Raw genomic sequence first — 16,727 nt, 5'->3', positions numbered from 1 at the left:
GGGTTGATGGTTTCGATGGCGTTCGACTGCACTCCGTTCGACTGCCCTCTGCGTGACTGCACTCCGTATGACATGTACATGACATTACGCACACAGGGAGAGGCCCGTATGAAGAGATCAGCAGCACTGCGGCTCCAGGCGACGCTGGCCACGGCGGCTCTCGCGGCCGCGACCGGACTGGTGGTGTCGGCGCCCTCGGCGTCGGCCGCGACCGGCAGCGCCACCGGTTACGCGACCCAGAACGGCGGGACCACCGGCGGCGCGGGCGGGCAGACGGTCCGGGCCACCACGGGCACCGCGATCCACGCCGCCCTGTGCGACCGGGCCGACAGCAGCACCCCGATCATCATCGAGGTCCAGGGCACCATCCATCACGGCAACACCAGCAAGGTGTCGGACGGCAACTGCACGCCGCAGAACCCGGACCCGACCGACCCCACCGACCCGACGGACCCTCCCACCGGGGCCAACCTCAGCCTCGGGGCCGGCGCTGACGGCTCCAGCAAGGCCCGCGGTACGAGCTACGGCAACGTGATCGACGGCAGCCTCGGCACCTCCTGGTCGCCGAACGGCTCGACCGGTTCCGTCTCGGTCAAGTGGTCGTCCGCCGCCACGGTGTCGAAGGTCAACGTCCGGGAGGCGTCGGGTTCCGAAAGTGTGATCCGGTCCTGGCGGCTCCTCGACCACGACACCGGCGCCGTCCTGGCCTCCGGCGGCGGGGCGGGCGTCGTCTCCTTCGCGCGGACCTCGCTGCGCAAGATCACCTTCGAGATCACCGGCTCGAGCGGCACGCCGAGGATCGCCGAGTTCGAGACCTACAACGGATAGGAACGGTTAAAGCGCCGTCCCGCCCATCGGGTGCCGTGCACCGGCTCGGCACCCGATGCCCCGTGGTTTCGGACAGTGCCGCCCGAAAGGAGTGTACGTTCGTACGCTCCGTGGATAGGGTCAGGCGCATGACCACTGACGTACTGCGCCGGCCCGCCCTGGCCGAGCGGCGGGCTCGCGCAGCCGTTGCCGTCCTCTTCTTCACCAACGGGGCTCTGTTCGCGAACCTTCTGCCCCGCTATCCGCAGATCAAGGCGGATCTCGGCATCGGCAACGCCGCCTACGGGCTCGCCGTCGCGGCGTTCCCGACGGGGGCCATCGTCGCCGGTCTGGCGGCGGGGGTCCTCATCCGCCGTCTGGGGTCGGCGCGGGTGGCGGTGGCGAGCACCCTGCTGACCGGGGCGGGGATACTCGTCGCGGGCATGGCGCATTCGGTAGTGCTGTTCGCGGGAGCGCTGTTCCTGGCCGGAGCGATGGACGCGATCACCGATGTCGCGCAGAACGCCCACGGGCTGCGGGTGCAGCGCCGTTACGGGCGCTCCATCATCAACTCCTTCCACGCCATCTGGTCCATCGGCGCCGTCGCCGGCGGCTCCATGGCCGCCGCCGCCATAGCGCTCGACCTCTCGCGCGGGGCGCACCTGTCGATCTCGGGGGTGGTGTTCGGGCTCGCCGCCTGCGTCGCCCTGCGGTTCGCCCTGCCCGGACCCGACACCGAGCCGGTCGAGGGCAAGGAGGAGAAGGGCGCCGACAGCGGGGAGCCGCAGCGCAACGGACGTCCGGTCGTGACCTCGCGTGTCCGCTACGTGCTGGTCGCGCTCGTGCTCATCGCGACGGCCGGCACGCTCGTCGAGGACGCGGGCAACTCCTGGGCCGCGCTCTACCTCGCCGACTCGCTGAACGCGTCGGCGGCGCTGGCGGCGTCCGGCTTCATCGCCCTGGTGGGGGCCCAGTTCGTCGGCCGGATCCTCGGCGACCGGCTCGTCGACCGGTTCGGCCAGCGCGCGGTGGCCCGCGCCGGCGGCTTCATCGCCGCGGTCGGCATGGGCCTGGCCCTGGCCGTGCCCACGGTGCCCGGAACGATCCTCGGCTTCGCCGCGGCCGGGTTCGGCGTGGCGACGCTGGTGCCCGCGGCGATGCACGAGGCCGACGAACTGCCCGGCCTCAAGCCCGGATCGGGGCTGACGATCGTCTCCTGGCTGATGCGGCTGGGATTCCTGCTCTCCCCGCCGGTCGTCGGGCTCGTCGCCGACGAGGCCGGCCTTCGGCTGGGACTGGTGGTGGTGCCCCTCGCGGGCGCGCTCGTGGTCGTGTGCGCGGGAGTGCTGCGGGCCGGCGGCGTCAAGCGGTAGTCCTCGGCGCGAAGAGTGTACGTTCGTACGCTCCGGGGTGTACCGTCGCTCCCATGGCGACGGACTACTTCGCGCAGGACTCCCGTACCCACCTGGAACGGATGCAGGCGGGCGACCTCTACATCGCCGACGACCCCGAGATCGCCCGCCGGCAGCAGCAGGCCGTACGCCTGGCCGCCCGCTACCAGGCGGCCTATGCCGAGGACGCCGAAGCGGCGGAGGCGATCCTCGCCGAACTGCTCGGCGCCGTGGGCGACCGGGCACATGTGCGTCCGCCCCTGTACGTCGACTACGGCAGCAACATCACCATCGGGGCGCGCACCTTCGTCAACTACAACCTGACCGCACTGGACGTCGCCGCCATCGTCATCGGCGAGGACTGCCAGATCGGCCCCGGCGTCCAACTCCTCACCCCCACGCACCCCCTGGAACCGCAGCCCCGGCGCGACAAGCTGGAGGCCGCGCAGCCGATCACCATCGGCGACAACGTCTGGATCGGCGGGGGAGCGATCGTCCTGCCCGGCGTGACCATCGGGGACAACTCCGTGATCGGCGCCGGTTCGGTCGTCATCAAGGACGTGCCGCCGAACGTGGTCGCCGTCGGCAGTCCCGCCCGCCCGGTCCGTACTCTCTGAGGCGCGACGCCCATGGCCACCGGACACACCGACCCGCAGCGACGCGCACGCATCCTCGCCGCCACCCTCGACCTCATCGCCGAGGAAGGGCTCGCGGCGGTCTCCCACCGCAAGATCGCCAAGCGCGCCGGGGTGCCGCTGGGGTCGATGACGTACCACTTCAGCGGGATCGACGAGTTGCTGCGGGAAGCGTTCAGCGACTTCACCAGCCACATAGTCGCCGTGTTCGACACGTATCTCGCGGCGCCGACCGGCCGTGAAGAGGCCCGCACGGCCGTGGCCGACCTCGTCCACGTCCTGTCCGAGGGCAGTTCGCGCGACCTCGTGCTCACCCAGGAGCTGTATTCCCTCGCCGCCCGCCGGCCCGCCTACCGGGAGCTCACCCATGAGTGGATGCGCCGCAGCCGCAGCCACCTCGAGAAGCATTTCGATCCGGACACCGCCCGCCAACTCGACGCCCTTATCGAGGGGTTGACGCTCCATCGAGCCCTGTCCCGGGAACCGCACGACCGGGCCCTGACACTCGAGGCGATCGCCCGCATCACCGCAACGGACCGGCTGGAGCCCTGAGCGGCGCCGCGCCCGGCCGGTCCCCCCAGCCGCCCGTGCGGCACAGTCCTGACCCCTGTGCCGCACGGGCCCGACCGGGCCGGCTCACAGCGCCGGCGGCGTCAGCGTCGCCGTGAACCTGTGCCGTGAACCTGTAGCGCGAGCCGCGGTACACCGCGCGGACCCACTCGACCGGCGCCCCCCGCTCGTCCCGGGAGTGGCGGCACAGCAGCAGCATCGGCAGGCCCACGTCCGTGTGGAGCAGGCTTGCCTCCCGCGGTGTGGCGGGAGAGGTTTCGATGGTCTCGTCGGCCTCCGCCAGGCGTACCCCGTACACCTCGGTGAGCGTCGTGCAGAGCGAGGTGCGGCGGGCCAGGTTCCGGCGCAGGCCGGGGAAACGGCGCGCGGACAGATGGGTCGCCTCGATCGCCATGGGCTCGCCCCGGCCGGCCGCAGCCGCTCGACGCGCAGGATGCGCTCGCCCCGTTCCACCCCGAGCAGGGCAGCCAGCTCCTCGTCGGCCGCGAGGTGGTCGACGTTCAGGACCCGGGAGGCAGCGGTGAGCCCTTGGTTGTGCGTGTCCTCGGTGTACGAGGTGAGTGGGAGGGCCCGGTAGATCTTCGGGCGGGCGACGAAGGTGCCCTTGCCCTGGATGCGGACCAGCCGCCCCTCGCTCGCCAGCTCCTGCAACGCCTTGCGCACGGGTGGTGCGGGAGGTGCGGAACTCGAGGGGGAGGAAGCGCTCGGCCGGCATCGGCGAGCCCGGTGTGCGTGCCTCGTTCATCCGCGGTAACCGCTGCTTGACGCGGTAGTACTTCGGCACGCGGTCGGTGGGGTCCGACGCCCCCGTGACGGTCTGGGCGCTGCTGAGATCGGTGCTCACGACCTGCCTTCCGGCTGCGGTGTCCGGCGCGCGGACGGCAGGCGCCGACCACGGTGCACGTCGGCGGACGGCCGGGTTCGGCGCCGCACGCTCGGCGGTCCCGTCATCACCGCACGCTTCCTTTTGGTCTAGCCCAACCATCGACACGTCCCCGTTTGGGGGGACTTGCAGGTCCGCGCGGGGGCGTCGGAAGGGGCCCGGGCGATTGGCGGCGTGACTCTTGACAGGGCCATAGGTCTAGGCCAAGCTCCCCCTGCTGGTCTAAACCATTTAGAGGAAGCCGGGTCCCAGCCCGCCGAGTGTCGCGCCGTTGTGAGGGTCACCGCCGAGGGCGTGGGTGTGGAAGGCATTCCTGAGGAGGGGTGGCGCGTGAAGCGCAAGCTGACAGCCGCGATCGGGGTCGCGGGCATGTTGTTCTCCGTCGCCGCGTGCGGGGGAGACGACGGCGACGGCAAGAGCACCGGGGCAAACGGGTACGAGGGCCAGACGCTCACCGTGTGGGTGATGGACGGTTCCTCGCCGGACGAGTGGCAGAAGGACCTGGCCACGGAGTTCGAGACGAAGACCAAGGCGAAGGTCGAGTTCGAGGTCCAGCAGTGGAACGGCATCCAGCAGAAGCTGACCACCGCCCTGTCCGAGGAGAACCCGCCCGACGTCTTCGAGGTCGGCAACACCCAGACCCCGGCCTACGCCAAGACCGGCGGCCTCGCCGACCTCACCGACCTCAAGTCGGAGATCGGGGCGGACTGGACCGAGTCGCTCAACGAGTCGTCCGTCTTCGACGGCAAGCAGTACGCGGTGCCGTGGTACTTCGCCAACCGCGTGGTCCTCTACAACAAGAAGGTCTGGGCGGACGCGGGCATCAAGGACACGCCCAAGACCCGCGACGAGTTCTACGACGCGCTCGAGAAGATCGGTGACAGGACCGACGCGGAGCCGATCTACCTGCCCGGCCAGAACTGGTACCACTTCGTCGGCCTGGTGATCGGCGAGGGGGGCGAACTGGTCAGGAAGGACGGCGACAAGCACGTCTCCAACCTCGACGACCCGAAGGTCGCCGCCGCCATGGAGACCTACAAGAAGTTCCAGTCGCTGTCCAAGGCGCCCAAGGACAAGGACGAGGCCACCCCCCAGCAGGGCGAGGTCTTCGCCAAGGGCGACGTCGGCGCGTTCATCGGCATGGGCTGGGAAGCCGGCATCGCCATCGAGGCCAACCCGAAGATCGAGCAGGACATCGGCTACTTCACCCTCCCGGGCGCCTCGGCCGACAAGCCCGAGGGCGTCTTCCTCGGCGGCTCCAACCTCGCCGTCGCCGCGGGCAGCAAGAAGCAGGACCTCGCGAGGGAGTTCCTGAAGCTCACCCTGTCCGACAAGTTCGAGGGCGGGCTGGCCAAGGCCAACGGCGTCATCCCCAACAAGGAGTCGCTGCAGAGCAACCTGAAGGGCGACGCCCCCGCCGAGGCCGCCGCACCCGCCGCCGCCGTCGGCGGAACCACCCCGCTGATCCCGGAGTGGGCCGCGGTCGAGAACGCGCCCAACCCGATCAAGACGTACATGACCGCCGTGCTGAACGGTAAGTCACCGGCCGAGGCGGCCAAGCAGGTCGAGAGCGAGTTCAACAAGCGCCTGGCGCAGGAGCAGTAGAGCGCAAGCACTCCGACCGGAGCGGGGCCGGCCGTGCGACGGCCCCCTCCCCGGTGTTGAACAGGCCGAGAAGAGAGATCGCGAGCATGACCGTGCAGACCGAACGGCCGCCCTCCGGGCCGATGGACGTCCGCAAGGCGGACGACGGGGTGGTATCCGGCAGGCCCACACCGCGGGCCGGTGCGCTCGCCCCGTACCTGTTGCTGCTGCCCGCCTGCGCGGCCACCGTGCTGCTGCTCGGCTGGCCGCTGCTGAAGGACGTGCTGCTGTCGTTCCAGAACCTCAACATGGGGCAGCTGATCCAGCACGTCACCGAGTGGAACGGCGTCGACAACTACAAGGAGACCCTCACCAGCGGGGACTTCTGGCGGGTCACCCTCCGCTCGATCCTGTTCACGGCGGTCAACGTCGTCCTGATCATGGTCCTGGGCGCCCTGGTCGGCCTGCTGCTCGCCCGCCTCGGCAGGCGGATGCGGGTCACCCTGCTGCTCGGACTGGTCCTGGCCTGGGCCATGCCCATCGTGGCGGCCACCACCGTCTACCAGTGGCTGTTCGCCCAGCGCTTCGGCGTCGTCAACTGGGTCCTGGACAAGCTCGGCCGGCACTCCATGGCCGACCACAGCTGGACCAGCAGCCAGATGTCGACGTTCTTCGTCGTCATCGTGCTGATCGTGTGGATGTCCATCCCGTTCGTCGCGATCAACCTGTACGCGGCGACCACCACCATCCCGGGCGAGCTCTACGAGGCCGCGTCCCTCGACGGCGCCGGCGCCTGGCGGAGCTTCACCACGGTCACCCTGCCGTTCCTGCGGCCGTTCCTCTACGCGACGACCTTCCTGGAGATCATCTGGGTCTTCAAGGCGTTCGTCCAGGTCCTCGCCTTCAACGGCGGCGGTCCCGACCGGCTCACCGAGATCCTCCCCGTCTACGCCTACATCGAGGGCATGGGCAACCAGCACTACGGCATGGGCGCGGCGATCGCGGTCCTCACCGTCCTGGTCCTGCTCGGCCTGACCGCCTACTACCTCAGGATCGTGCTCAAGCAGGAGAACGAAGAGGAGGCCGAGCTGTGAAGCGCTCGCTCTTCGCCCGGGTCTGGCCCAACGTCACGGCCGTCGTCCTGTTCATCGGCTTCGTCTTCCCCGTGTACTGGATGTTCGCCACGGCCTTCAAGCCGACCGGCGACATCATCTCGGAGGACCCGGTCTGGTTCCCGACCGACGTCACCTTCCAGCACTTCAAGACCGCGACCGGCGCGGACCACTTCTGGTCGTACGTCCGCAACTCGCTGACCGTCACCGTCCTCGCCGTCGTCTTCTCGCTGATCATCGCGCTGGCCGGCTCCTTCGCCCTGGCACGGATGCGGTTCAAGGGGCGGCGCGGCTTCATCATCGGTTTCATGATGGCCCAGATGGCGCCCTGGGAAGTCATGATCATCGCGATGTACATGATCGTGCGGGACGCGTCGATGCTGAACAGCCTCGTGCCGCTGACGCTCTTCTACACGATGATGATCCTGCCCTTCACCATCCTGACGCTGCGCGGCTTCGTCGCCGCCGTGCCGAAGGAACTGGAGGAGTCGGCGATGGTCGACGGCTGCACCCGCGCCCAGGCGTTCCGCCGGGTCATCCTGCCGCTGCTCGCCCCGGGTCTGATGGCCACCTCGCTGTTCGGCTTCATCACCGCCTGGAACGAGTTCGCGCTGGTCCTGGTGCTCAACAAGGACGCCGAGGCACAGACCCTGCCGCTGTGGCTGTTCAGCTTCCAGACCCAGTTCGGCGACGACTGGGGTGCGACCATGGCCGCCTCGTCGCTCATCGCCGTCCCGATCCTGATCCTCTTCGTCTACCTGCAGCGCAAGGCCGTCAGCGGCCTCACCGCGGGCGCCGTGAAGGGATAACGCCACCCGATGACGACATTCACCACCGGTACCGACACCCTCACCCGGGACGCCCTGGCCGTCCTGCAGCCGGGCTTCGCCGGCACCACCGCGCCCGACTGGCTGCTGCGCCGCCTCGGCGAGGGCCTGACCTCCGTCGGCCTCTTCGGGCGCAACATCGCCTCGCCCGGGCAACTGGCCGCCCTGACCGAGCGACTGCGCGCCGAACGCCCGGACGTGCTCGTCGCGATCGACGAGGAGGGCGGCGACGTCACCCGTCTGGAGGTGCGCACCGGCTCCTCCTTCCCCGGCAACCACGCCCTGGGCGTGGTGGACGACACCGATCTGACCGGAGCGGTGGCCGCGGAGCTGGGCCGCCGGCTCGCGGCCTGCGGGGTGAACTTCAACTGGGCCCCCTCCGCCGACGTGAACTCCAACCCGGACAACCCGGTCATCGGCGTGCGCTCCTTCGGCGCCGACACCGGCCTGGTCGCCCGACACACCGCCGCCTACGTCGCCGGCCTGCAGTCGGCGGGTGTGGCGGCCTGCGCCAAGCACTTCCCGGGGCACGGTGACACGGCCGTCGACTCCCACCTCGCCCTGCCTCGCATCGACGCGGACGCCGCCGTGCTGGCCGAACGCGAACTGGCACCGTTCCGCGCGGCCGTCGCGACCGGCTCGCGCGCCGTGATGAGCGCGCACATCCTGGTCCCCGCGCTGGACCCGGACCATCCGGCGACATTGTCCCGGCGGATACTGACCGACCTGCTGCGCGGCGAACTGGGCTACGACGGCCTGATCGTCACCGACGGCATGGAGATGCGGGCCATCGCCGGCAGCTACGGCATCGAACGCGGCAGTGTGCTGGCCCTCGCGGCCGGCGCCGACGCGATCTGTGTGGGCGGCGGTCTGGCCGACGAGGAGACCGTACGGCGGCTGTGCGACACCCTGGTCGAGGCCGTCCGCTCGGGCGAGTTGCCCGAGGAGCGCCTGGCCGACGCGGCGGAGCGGGGCCGCGCGCTGGCCCGCTGGGCCGCGGAAGCACAGCGATCCCCGGCGCCGGCGGCCGCACCGGAGCCGGAGATCGGCCTCACTGCGGCCCGCCGCGCGGTGACCGTCACCCGCACCGGGCCCACCGCACCGGTCACCGCACCGATGTACGTGGCCACTTTCAGCCCCGCGGCCAACATCGCCGTCGGCGACGAGACGCCCTGGGGCGTCGGCGCGGAGCTGGAGCGCCTGCTGCCGGGCACCACCACCGGCCACTTCACCGGCACCGACGCCGGTGCGCGGGCGCTCGAGGCCGCGGCCGGCCGGCGCGTGGTCGCCGTGGTCCGCGACGAGCACCGGCACCCGTGGATGCGCACCGCCCTGGACACCCTGCTCGCCGCCGCACCGGACACCGTCGTCGTGGAGATGGGCGTCCCGCAGTCCGCGCCGCGCGGCGCTCCGCACGTCGCCACGCACGGGGCGGCCCGCGTCTGCGGTGTGGCGGCGGCCGAGGCGATCGTCGCGGGCTGACACGGGGAGGCGGTCCGGGCCCCGGGGTCCGGACCGCCTCCCCGTGTGTCAGGAACGGGTGCCTGTCGGGCTGTCACACCGTCACGTCGTCACGGATGGAGCGTCTTCCCCTCGGCGAGCATGGCGACGAACTTCTCGATACGGGCCGCCCTGGTCTGCGGACGCTTGGCGTCCTGCACGCGGTAGAGGATCGCGTACCGGTTGCGGCTGTCGAGGGTGCCGAAGAAGTCGCGGGCCGCCGGAGCCGCGTCCAGCGCGGCTCGCAGGTCGTCGGGGAGGGTCGCGGTGCTCTGGCTCGCGTACGCCGCCACCCAGCGGCCGTCGGCCCTGGCCCGCTCGACCTCGCGCAGTCCGGGCTCCCGCATCCGGCCCGCCTCGATGAGCGCGGTGGCCTTCTGCCGGTTGATCCTCGACCACTTGCTGCGCGGCCGCCGGGGAGTGAACCGCTGGAGCCAGTAAGTGTCGTCCAGCTTCTTCTTGTGCCCATCGATCCAGCCGTAGCACAGCGCCGACTCCAGGGCGGCGGCGTAGTCGGGGCCGGGCAGTCCGGAGTCCTTCCTCGGGATCCGCAACCAGACCCCGGGCAACTCGTCGTGGTGCTCCTCCAACCACTTCTCCCACTCGCCCTGCGTCCCGACGGCGAGGACCGGGTCCTCCGTGCGCGCTTCAGCAGCCATGGCACACAGGGAACCCGGTCCGTGCCGGCGGGGTCAACGGAACGGACCCCGCCGGCGCGGCGGTCGACTACGCCGGAGCGGTGGTCGGGGCCTGGGGCCGGTCCGACGGGTCCTGCTCGGCCGTGCGCTCCGAGTGCTCCGTGTCCAGGGCGCGGGGGGCGCGGATGCCGGCCATGCCGATCACGGTCACGGCCGCGGCCACCGCGGCGGCGACCCCGCACACGGTGTAGGCGAGGCCGAAGCCGCTGCCCAGGGCGTCGAGGGCGATGCCCTGCGCGGCTGCTCCGGGGGCGTCCGGCGGCAGGCTGTTGACGGCGATCGGTCCGGCGGCCCGGCCGATCTCCGTGGCGGCGCCCAGCTGGTCGGGCGGCAGATCCGCGCCGGCCAGCTTCGAGGCGAAGGTGTCGCCCGCGTGGCTGAGGGCGACCGCGCCGACGACCACCGGGCCCAGTGCGAAGCCGAGGTCGCGCAGCATGTTGGTGGTGGCGCTCGCCATGCCGGCCAGCCGGCCCGGCACGCTGTTCAGCGCGACGGCCGTGATCGAGCTGACGGCCAGCGCGAAGCCGACGCCGATGAGCAGGGTGGGCACGACGAACGGGGTCAGGCTCCGATCGGTGACGTCCAGCCGGGCGCACAGGAACGACCCGACGGCCATCAGGCTGAAGCCGGAGGTCAGCAGCCAGTTCGGGGAGACCCGGTGGAGCAGTCGGGAGACGACCGGGATCAGGACGAACGCCGGTCCCTGGAGCAGCAGGAACGGGAGGGCGACGCGCAGCGGGTCCTGGTGCTGTACGGGGCCGAGCCACATGCTTGTCGCGAAGCACGCGCCGAGGAAGGCGATCATGCCGATGACCGCCACGACCGACCCCACCGCGAAGGCGCGGTCCTTGAACAGGGACAGGTTGAGGATCGGGGACTCGGCGCGGCGCTCGATCAGGAGGAAGGCGATCAGGAAGCACGCGCCGACGGCGAACGCGCCCACGATCTCCGGCTCGCCCCAGCCCTTCTCGGGTCCCTCCACGGCCGCGTAGAGCACCAGGATGAGACCGATCGCGAAGGTGACCTGGCCCGGGACGTTCAGCCGGCGGCCCTCGGGCGCCTTCGACTCGGTGGCCAGGGCCAGCGAGAGCACCATGCTGACGAAGGCCAGCGCGACGAGGACCAGGAACGAGCCCCGCCACGACCCGATCTTGGCGAACGCCCCGCCGATCAGGGGGGAGAGCGCCGCACCGGCCGACAGGAAGCCGCTCCACAGCGCGATGGCGCGGGCCCGCTCCAGGGCGCTGCGGGCGACGTCCGCGATCATGGTGAGCGAACCGGGGAACATGGCGCCGGCGCCGAGACCGTTCAGCGCGGCGCCGACCCACAGCACCTGCACGGTGGGCGCGACGGCCGAGACGATGCTTCCGGCGACGACGAGCGCCGCACCCGAGGCGATGAGCCTGCGGCGTCCGAACAGGTCGCCGAGGACACCGAAGGTGAACTCGAAGACGACCACGGCGATCATGAAGGCCGCCGTGATCCAGGTCAGCTGGGACCCGTGCGTGCCGAGATCCTGCTGGAAGAGCCCGTTGAGCGAGGCCGGCAGGGCGTTGGCCAACTGGGCCACGAACACCGCGCAGCTCGCGGCGGCAAGCGTGCCCGCGTAGCCCGGCCTCCGGGCAGTCCCCGCGGAAGGGCCGGGGGACGTCGTCGTCCCGTTGTTGAGCGTCACTGCAGTCTCCCTGACTGGGATGGTGAGACGGTCCGGCCCCGTGTGGCCGGTACCGGTGGGGTGTGAGCCGCGGCTCAGGGCGTGCGCCGTGCCCCGGTCGTCGAGGACGACGCGGTTTTGGCGCGGGCGCCGACGATGTCGACACGGAAGCGGCAGCTCACGCGGGAGTTCCTCTCTGAACCAGGGGGCCGGAAGTGCTACGGCCCCGCATCCGCGACTCGGGGGTGTGGGCGGGGTGGGCGCGACCCGTCGGACCACGTGGTGACGTGGCCTGGAGTGGGGGAGGGGCGCAGTCGGGCTTCTCGGGGTGGCGCGAGAGAAGCGCGGTGACGGCGAGAATGACATTGGCTTTATGCCACGTCAAGGAAATGTATGTCGTGTATTGAAAGCAATCATGAAGTAAGGGGGGCGCCGTCGGACGCGAGACCGGCTATAGGATGAGCGCCATGACCGCCTCCACGGCCGACCCGTTCCCCACGCCGTCCGACACCGGGAAGCGGGGGCGCTGAGATGGCCGGGCTGCGCGAGGCGCAGAAGCAGATGACCCGCAAGCTCCTGCTGGACTCGGCGCTGGAGCTGTTCCGCACCAAGGGCTACGCCGTCACGACCGTGGACGACATCGCGGCCGCGGCGGGCACCACCCGGGTGACGTTCTACGCGTACTTTCCGTCCCGCAGCGATCTGATGCGGGCGCTCATCGGCGAGTTGAACGAGAAGCTCGAACGCATCGACTCACCCGTCCACGGCTCGACCGCCCGGCGCCTGGTCGAGGTCGTCCGCGACGGCAGCCGCGAGGCGATCACCGAGTGGCTGTACGGCATCTCCGGCCGCTGGGAATCGATCCGTCCCTACACGGTGGCCGCCTTCGAGGCGGCGGCGGTCGATCCGGAACTGCGCGGCCTGGTGAACGCGTGGCTGGAGGAGGCCGTCAGCGACATCGAGGAGGGCCTCGACCAGGCCGACCGCTTCCCTCCCGAAAGCCGTCACCTGCGCGGTGTGCTCGCGATCGCCCAGCTCGACCACGTGGCCCGCACCTGGACCCCCGGCCGCTGGGGCGCCGACCGCGCATCCGTGGTAGACGTCCTGGCCGAAAGCTGGACCGGCCTGCTGAGCACCGGCGCCCCGGACGTACCGGGAGCGCGGCGCGACTGACCGCGGGGCGGAGGGCCGCGGCCGCGGTGGCGGGTGTGTCGGCCGTGTGTGGTGCACGGTGGGTTCTCGGACGCGGCGGGCGGGCCGCGGGTGGAGCGCAGGGTGAGCGGTGGCCGGGCGCCGACGGGTGGGCCGGTCGTGGCCCGGGCGTCGGGTCGGAGCGGTTGACGCCGCTGACGGGTGCGCAGGCGGTGAGGCCGGAGCGGCGGTCCTCGGGGCGAGCGGTGCCGGACGCCGGCCGGGCTCTCAGGCCGTCCTGGCCAGGTCCGCGCTCAGGGCTCGGGCCGCCGCTTGCAGGGTGCTGACCAGGAACTGCAGGTGGTGGGGGTCGTAGCGGATGCCCGGCATGGAGATCGACAGACCTGCCCGGACCGTGCCCTCGGCGTCACGGACCGGGACCCCGACGGCCACCAGGCCCCGCTCGGAGCGGTTCCGGTTCACGGCGAAGCCACCGCGGGCGATGCCCTTCAGCTCCGCGGACAGCAGGCCGAGGTCCGGGCGCTCCTGCGGCCGGTCGCGGTAGTGCTCGGTCGCGTACACCTCCGCCAGCTCCTCCTCGCTCAGTTCCGCGAGCAGCAGCAGGCCGCCCGTCGTCCGGTGGGCCGGGAAGACCATCCCCTCCCGGGACCCGACCCGCAGCGTCCGGTCGCACTCCACGCTGGCGATGAACCTGGCCGTGTCCCCCGTACGGATGGTGAGGTTCGTGGTCTCGTTCAGCAGGTCCACCACCCGGTGCAGATGGGGCAGGGCCGCTGTCCGCAGCCGGGACACCAGGGAACGAGAGTGCGTCGCCAGCTCCAGCACCGGACCCGCGTGGTAGGCCCGGCGCTCGTCCTGGACCGCGAAGTCCCGGTAGACCAGCATGGCCAGCAGCCGGTGCGCGGTCGACCGGGCCACTCCGAGCCGCTCGGCGACCTGCGTGACGGTCAGCGAGCCCTCCAGCTGGAGCATCGTCGCGGCGCGCAGGGCGTGGTCGACGCTGGCGATGGCGTACGGCGGCGGCGTCTTGAGCGGTTTGTCCACGGCGAACCTCCCGGTGCTTGCCTGTTTCGACTGTCGCATCTCTCGCAGGTGTTCTGCTCTCCAGAATTTATATGTCCGTTCCGTGGACATGGAGGACAGTGGCAGCTGTGACCACCTCCTTCAGCACCCCCACTGCCACGGGCTCCCCCGTTCGCCTGAGCGCTGTCAGCGCCGCGGACCAGCCCGACGTCACCCCGGCGCTCGAGGAGCTGTACCGGGGCTTCGAGAGCGAGCTGCTCGTCCCGCTGTGGACCGAGATCGGCGACCTCATGCCGGCTCACCCGCGCTCCCGCGCCGTACCGCACCTGTGGCGCTGGGAGCGGCTGCGGGAACTGGCCGCCCAGGCCGGTGAGATCGTCCCGGTCGGCCGGGGAGGCGAGCGGCGCGCCATCGCACTGGCCAACCCCGCCCTCGGCGGCCGCCCCTTCGCCACGCCCACCCTGTGGGCGGCCATCCAGTACCTGATGCCCGGCGAGGACGCCCCCGAGCACCGCCACACCCAGCACGCCTTCCGCTTCGTCGTCGAGGGCGAGGGCGTGTGGACGGTCGTCGGCCGCGACCCGGTGGCCATGCGGCGCGGCGACTTCCTGCCGCAGGCCGGGTGGAACATGCACGCCCACCACAACGCCACCACCGAGCCGATGGCCTGGATCGACGGCCTGGACATCCCGTTCCAGTACACCAGCGAGTCCCAGTTCTTCGAGTTCGGCCGCGACGAGATCAGCGACGCCGAGCGGATCACCCCCGACCGGTCCCGCTCCGAGCGCCTGTGGGGCCACCCGGGCCTGCGCCCGGTCGCCGCCGGCTCGGTCGCCCCCGGCACGCCCCTGCTGGCGTACCGCTGGGAGCACACCGACCGGGCGCTCACCGACCAGCTCGCCCTGGAGAGGGAAGGGTTCGACGGCACGGTCGAGCCCGGCCACGCCGCCGTCCGGTTCACCGACCCGTCGACCGGCGCCGACGTGCTGCCCACCATCCGCGCCGAGGTGCACCGCGTCGCACGCGGCGCCGAGACCGCCCCGGTGCGCGAGACCGGCTCGTCCGTCTACCAGGTCTTCGACGGCTCTGGCACCGTCACCGTCGGCGACACGTCCTGGTCCGTGACGCGCGGCGACCTGTTCGTCGTCCCGTCCTGGCAGCCGCTCTCCGTACGCTCCGAGGCCGGCGCCACCGACTCCGACTCGGGCGCCCTGGACCTGTTCCGGTTCAGCGACTCCCCGATCTTCGAAGCCCTCCGGCTCGACCGTACCCACGTGGAAGGAACCACCCGCTCATGAAGCTCGCCACCCTCCGTACCGGCGGCACCACGAAGGCCGTCCGGCTCGACGGTGACGTCCTGGTCGACCTCGGGTTCCCCGACGTGGGCACCCTGCTCGCCCAGGACGACTGGGCGGAGCGCGCCGCTGCCGTCACCGCCGACGAGGCGCCGACGTACCCCGCCGAGGGCGCCGACCTCGCGCCCGTGGTCCCGCAGCCGTCCAAGGTCGTGTGCGTCGGCCTCAACTACCGCAACCACATCCAGGAGATGGGCCGGGACCTGCCCGAGTACCCCACCCTGTTCGCGAAGTTCGCCGACTCACTGATCGGCGCGACCGACGACATCGCCCGCCCCGAGGAGACCGAGCAGTTCGACTGGGAGGTCGAACTCGCCGTCGTGGTCGGCAAGCAGGTCCGCCGCGCCAAGGGCGAGCAGGCCGAGCAGGCCATCGCCGGCTTCACCGTGCTGAACGACATCACCACGCGCGACTGGCAGTTCCGCACCCGCGAGTGGCTCCAGGGCAAGACCTGGGACTCCACCACCCCCGTCGGCCCGTACCTGGTGACCCCCGACGACCTGCCCGGCGGCGTCCGCCCCGCGCTCGACGTCAAGCTCACCGTGGACGGCGAGGTCATGCAGTCCGACAACACCGGTGACCTGCTCTTCGACCCGGTCGCCCTGGTCGAGTACGTCTCCACGATGATCCGCCTCAACCCCGGCGACATCATCGCCACCGGCACCCCCGGCGGCGTCGGCCACGCCCGCAAGCCCGGCCGCTACCTGCTCGGCGGCGAGACCGTGGTCACCGAGATCCAGGGCATCGGCCGTCTGGAGAACAAGGTCGTCCAGGAGAAGCAGGCCTGATGCCCCGCACGTTCGACGACGCCCGCCGCTGGGCGGAGTTCGGCACGAACCTGGTGCTCGAGGCCACCGCCGACTTCGACGACAAGGCCTACGACGCGCCCAGCTGCCTGCCCGGCTGGCAGCGCAGGCAGCTGGCCGCCCACGTCGCCGCCAACGCGGACGCCCTCGGCAACCTCGTGCACTGGGCCGCCACCGGCGAAGAGACCCCGATGTACGCGTCCCCCGAGGAACGGGCCGCCGGCATCGAGCGCGGCGTCGGGATGCCCGCCGCCGAACTCACCGCATGGCTGCGCCGGTCCGCCGACGCACTCGCCGTGTCGACGGCCGCGCTCGGCGACGACCAGTGGCGGTCCCCGGTCGTGACGGCGCAGGGCCGTACGGTGCCCGCCACCGAACTGCCCTGGATGCGCTCCCGCGAGGTGTGCGTCCACGCCGTCGACCTGGACACCGGCATCACCTTCGCCGACCTGCCGGCCGACTTCCTCGCCGCGCTCTGCGACGACGTCATCGCCAAGCGCGCCAAGGCCCCCGGCCCGGCGCTGCGCCTGACGGAGACCGACACCGGAGAGGTCCGGGAACTCCCCGGCGACGGCGAGCCCACCGTGCTCACCGGCCCGCTCGCCGAGATCACGGCCTACCTCACCGGGCGCAGGCACGCCCTCACCGCCCCCGACGGCGGCCCGGCACCCACCTTGGGTCCCTGGCTCTGACCGACAGCGCCGGCTCCCCGGCGCGGACAGGCAGATCA

Annotated in this window: 15 protein-coding genes and 1 pseudogene; 12 read left to right on the top strand and 4 right to left on the bottom strand. The window is 71.5% G+C overall.

Annotation, left to right across the window (positions count from 1 at the left end; translation table 11 throughout):
- Window positions 1-108 precede the first annotated feature (108 nt).
- The 4 genes from WJ438_RS10670 to WJ438_RS10655 all read left to right on the top strand — a co-directional run bounded on the left by WJ438_RS10670 (window position 109) and on the right by WJ438_RS10655 (window position 3,385).
- Window positions 109-828, top strand: coding sequence for a hypothetical protein (locus WJ438_RS10670; protein WP_406725020.1), 720 nt, complete (start codon window positions 109-111; stop codon window positions 826-828).
- A 128-nt stretch (window positions 829-956) separates the two neighbouring features.
- On the top strand, window positions 957-2,180 hold the full coding sequence (locus tag WJ438_RS10665; RefSeq protein ID WP_406725019.1) for an MFS transporter: 1,224 nt from the start codon (window positions 957-959) through the stop codon (window positions 2,178-2,180).
- Window positions 2,181-2,233: 53 nt separating this feature from the next.
- Entirely contained in the window at window positions 2,234-2,815 is a 582-nt protein-coding gene (locus WJ438_RS10660) for a sugar O-acetyltransferase (RefSeq protein WP_406725018.1), read from the top strand.
- Window positions 2,816-2,827: 12 nt separating this feature from the next.
- Window positions 2,828-3,385 (top strand): TetR/AcrR family transcriptional regulator, encoded by a 558-nt coding sequence (locus WJ438_RS10655; protein ID WP_406725017.1) that lies wholly within the window; start codon window positions 2,828-2,830, stop codon window positions 3,383-3,385.
- Here the strand turns inward: WJ438_RS10655 and WJ438_RS10650 are convergent.
- A pseudogene (locus tag WJ438_RS10650) lies at window positions 3,357-4,247 on the bottom strand (GntR family transcriptional regulator). The gene WJ438_RS10655 and the pseudogene WJ438_RS10650 sit on opposite strands and share 29 nt — an antisense overlap.
- A 369-nt stretch (window positions 4,248-4,616) precedes the next feature.
- On the opposite strand from WJ438_RS10650, the gene WJ438_RS10645 reads away from it, so the two are divergent.
- The 4 genes from WJ438_RS10645 to WJ438_RS10630 all read left to right on the top strand — a co-directional run bounded on the left by WJ438_RS10645 (window position 4,617) and on the right by WJ438_RS10630 (window position 9,291).
- The gene (locus WJ438_RS10645; protein ID WP_406725016.1) at window positions 4,617-5,891 is read left to right on the top strand and encodes an extracellular solute-binding protein; all 1,275 of its coding nucleotides are present in this window, start codon (window positions 4,617-4,619) and stop codon (window positions 5,889-5,891) included.
- Between the two features lie 86 nt (window positions 5,892-5,977).
- Window positions 5,978-6,964, top strand: coding sequence for a carbohydrate ABC transporter permease (locus WJ438_RS10640; protein ID WP_406725015.1), 987 nt, complete (start codon window positions 5,978-5,980; stop codon window positions 6,962-6,964).
- Window positions 6,961-7,791, top strand: coding sequence for a carbohydrate ABC transporter permease (locus WJ438_RS10635; RefSeq protein WP_406725014.1), 831 nt, complete (start codon window positions 6,961-6,963; stop codon window positions 7,789-7,791). Before WJ438_RS10640 ends, WJ438_RS10635 begins: the two co-directional genes overlap by 4 nt.
- A gap of 9 nt (window positions 7,792-7,800) precedes the next feature.
- Window positions 7,801-9,291 (top strand): glycoside hydrolase family 3 protein, encoded by a 1,491-nt coding sequence (locus WJ438_RS10630; protein WP_406725013.1) that lies wholly within the window; start codon window positions 7,801-7,803, stop codon window positions 9,289-9,291.
- A gap of 89 nt (window positions 9,292-9,380) precedes the next feature.
- Here the strand turns inward: WJ438_RS10630 and WJ438_RS10625 are convergent, their stop codons facing one another.
- Both WJ438_RS10625 and WJ438_RS10620 read right to left on the bottom strand, forming a co-directional pair.
- Entirely contained in the window at window positions 9,381-9,968 is a 588-nt protein-coding gene (locus WJ438_RS10625; RefSeq protein ID WP_406725012.1) for a YdeI/OmpD-associated family protein, read from the bottom strand.
- A 67-nt stretch (window positions 9,969-10,035) separates the two neighbouring features.
- Window positions 10,036-11,682, bottom strand: a complete 1,647-nt coding sequence (locus WJ438_RS10620) for an MFS transporter (protein WP_406725011.1) — start codon at window positions 11,680-11,682, stop codon at window positions 10,036-10,038.
- A gap of 510 nt (window positions 11,683-12,192) precedes the next feature.
- Between WJ438_RS10620 and WJ438_RS10615 the strand changes: the two genes are divergently transcribed.
- The gene (locus WJ438_RS10615) at window positions 12,193-12,834 is read left to right on the top strand and encodes a TetR/AcrR family transcriptional regulator (protein ID WP_406725010.1); all 642 of its coding nucleotides are present in this window, start codon (window positions 12,193-12,195) and stop codon (window positions 12,832-12,834) included.
- 246 nt (window positions 12,835-13,080) lie between these two features.
- On the opposite strand, the gene WJ438_RS10610 is transcribed toward WJ438_RS10615, so the two are convergent.
- On the bottom strand, window positions 13,081-13,857 hold the full coding sequence (locus tag WJ438_RS10610; RefSeq protein ID WP_406725009.1) for an IclR family transcriptional regulator: 777 nt from the start codon (window positions 13,855-13,857) through the stop codon (window positions 13,081-13,083).
- A 107-nt stretch (window positions 13,858-13,964) separates the two neighbouring features.
- Between WJ438_RS10610 and WJ438_RS10605 the strand changes: the two genes are divergently transcribed.
- Genes WJ438_RS10605 through WJ438_RS10595 form a run of 3 tightly spaced genes read left to right on the top strand, consistent with a single transcriptional unit; the run spans window position 13,965 to window position 16,689 of the window.
- Window positions 13,965-15,134, top strand: a complete 1,170-nt coding sequence (locus tag WJ438_RS10605) for a cupin domain-containing protein (RefSeq protein ID WP_406725008.1) — start codon at window positions 13,965-13,967, stop codon at window positions 15,132-15,134.
- Window positions 15,131-15,979, top strand: coding sequence for a fumarylacetoacetate hydrolase family protein (locus WJ438_RS10600; protein ID WP_406725007.1), 849 nt, complete (start codon window positions 15,131-15,133; stop codon window positions 15,977-15,979). The genes WJ438_RS10605 and WJ438_RS10600 overlap by 4 nt, the downstream gene beginning before the upstream one ends.
- Window positions 15,979-16,689: a maleylpyruvate isomerase family mycothiol-dependent enzyme gene (locus WJ438_RS10595; protein ID WP_406725006.1), complete on the top strand. Its 711-nt coding sequence runs from the start codon at window positions 15,979-15,981 to the stop codon at window positions 16,687-16,689. Before WJ438_RS10600 ends, WJ438_RS10595 begins: the two co-directional genes overlap by 1 nt.
- The last annotated feature ends 38 nt before the right edge of the window (window positions 16,690-16,727 follow it).

The sequence above is a fragment of the Streptomyces sp. GD-15H genome (assembly GCF_045291515.1).
Classification (GTDB): domain Bacteria; phylum Actinomycetota; class Actinomycetes; order Streptomycetales; family Streptomycetaceae; genus Streptomyces.
The sequence above is the reverse complement of the archived record's forward strand: the minus strand, read 5'-3'. Positions and strand labels throughout refer to the sequence as shown.

Excerpts from the sequence above, each read along its gene's own strand:
- WJ438_RS10670 (WP_406725020.1), top strand. The coding sequence starts at position 109 with ATGAAGAGATCAGCAGCACTGCGGCTCCAGGCGACGCTGGCCACGGCG.
- WJ438_RS10665 (WP_406725019.1), top strand. The coding sequence starts at position 957 with ATGACCACTGACGTACTGCGCCGGCCCGCCCTGGCCGAGCGGCGGGCT.
- WJ438_RS10660 (WP_406725018.1), top strand. The coding sequence starts at position 2,234 with ATGGCGACGGACTACTTCGCGCAGGACTCCCGTACCCACCTGGAACGG.
- WJ438_RS10655 (WP_406725017.1), top strand. The coding sequence starts at position 2,828 with ATGGCCACCGGACACACCGACCCGCAGCGACGCGCACGCATCCTCGCC.
- WJ438_RS10640 (WP_406725015.1), top strand. The coding sequence starts at position 5,978 with ATGACCGTGCAGACCGAACGGCCGCCCTCCGGGCCGATGGACGTCCGC.
- WJ438_RS10630 (WP_406725013.1), top strand. The coding sequence starts at position 7,801 with ATGACGACATTCACCACCGGTACCGACACCCTCACCCGGGACGCCCTG.
- WJ438_RS10625 (WP_406725012.1), bottom strand. The coding sequence starts at position 9,968 with ATGGCTGCTGAAGCGCGCACGGAGGACCCGGTCCTCGCCGTCGGGACG.
- WJ438_RS10615 (WP_406725010.1), top strand. The coding sequence starts at position 12,193 with ATGGCCGGGCTGCGCGAGGCGCAGAAGCAGATGACCCGCAAGCTCCTG.
- WJ438_RS10600 (WP_406725007.1), top strand. The coding sequence starts at position 15,131 with ATGAAGCTCGCCACCCTCCGTACCGGCGGCACCACGAAGGCCGTCCGG.
- WJ438_RS10595 (WP_406725006.1), top strand. The coding sequence starts at position 15,979 with ATGCCCCGCACGTTCGACGACGCCCGCCGCTGGGCGGAGTTCGGCACG.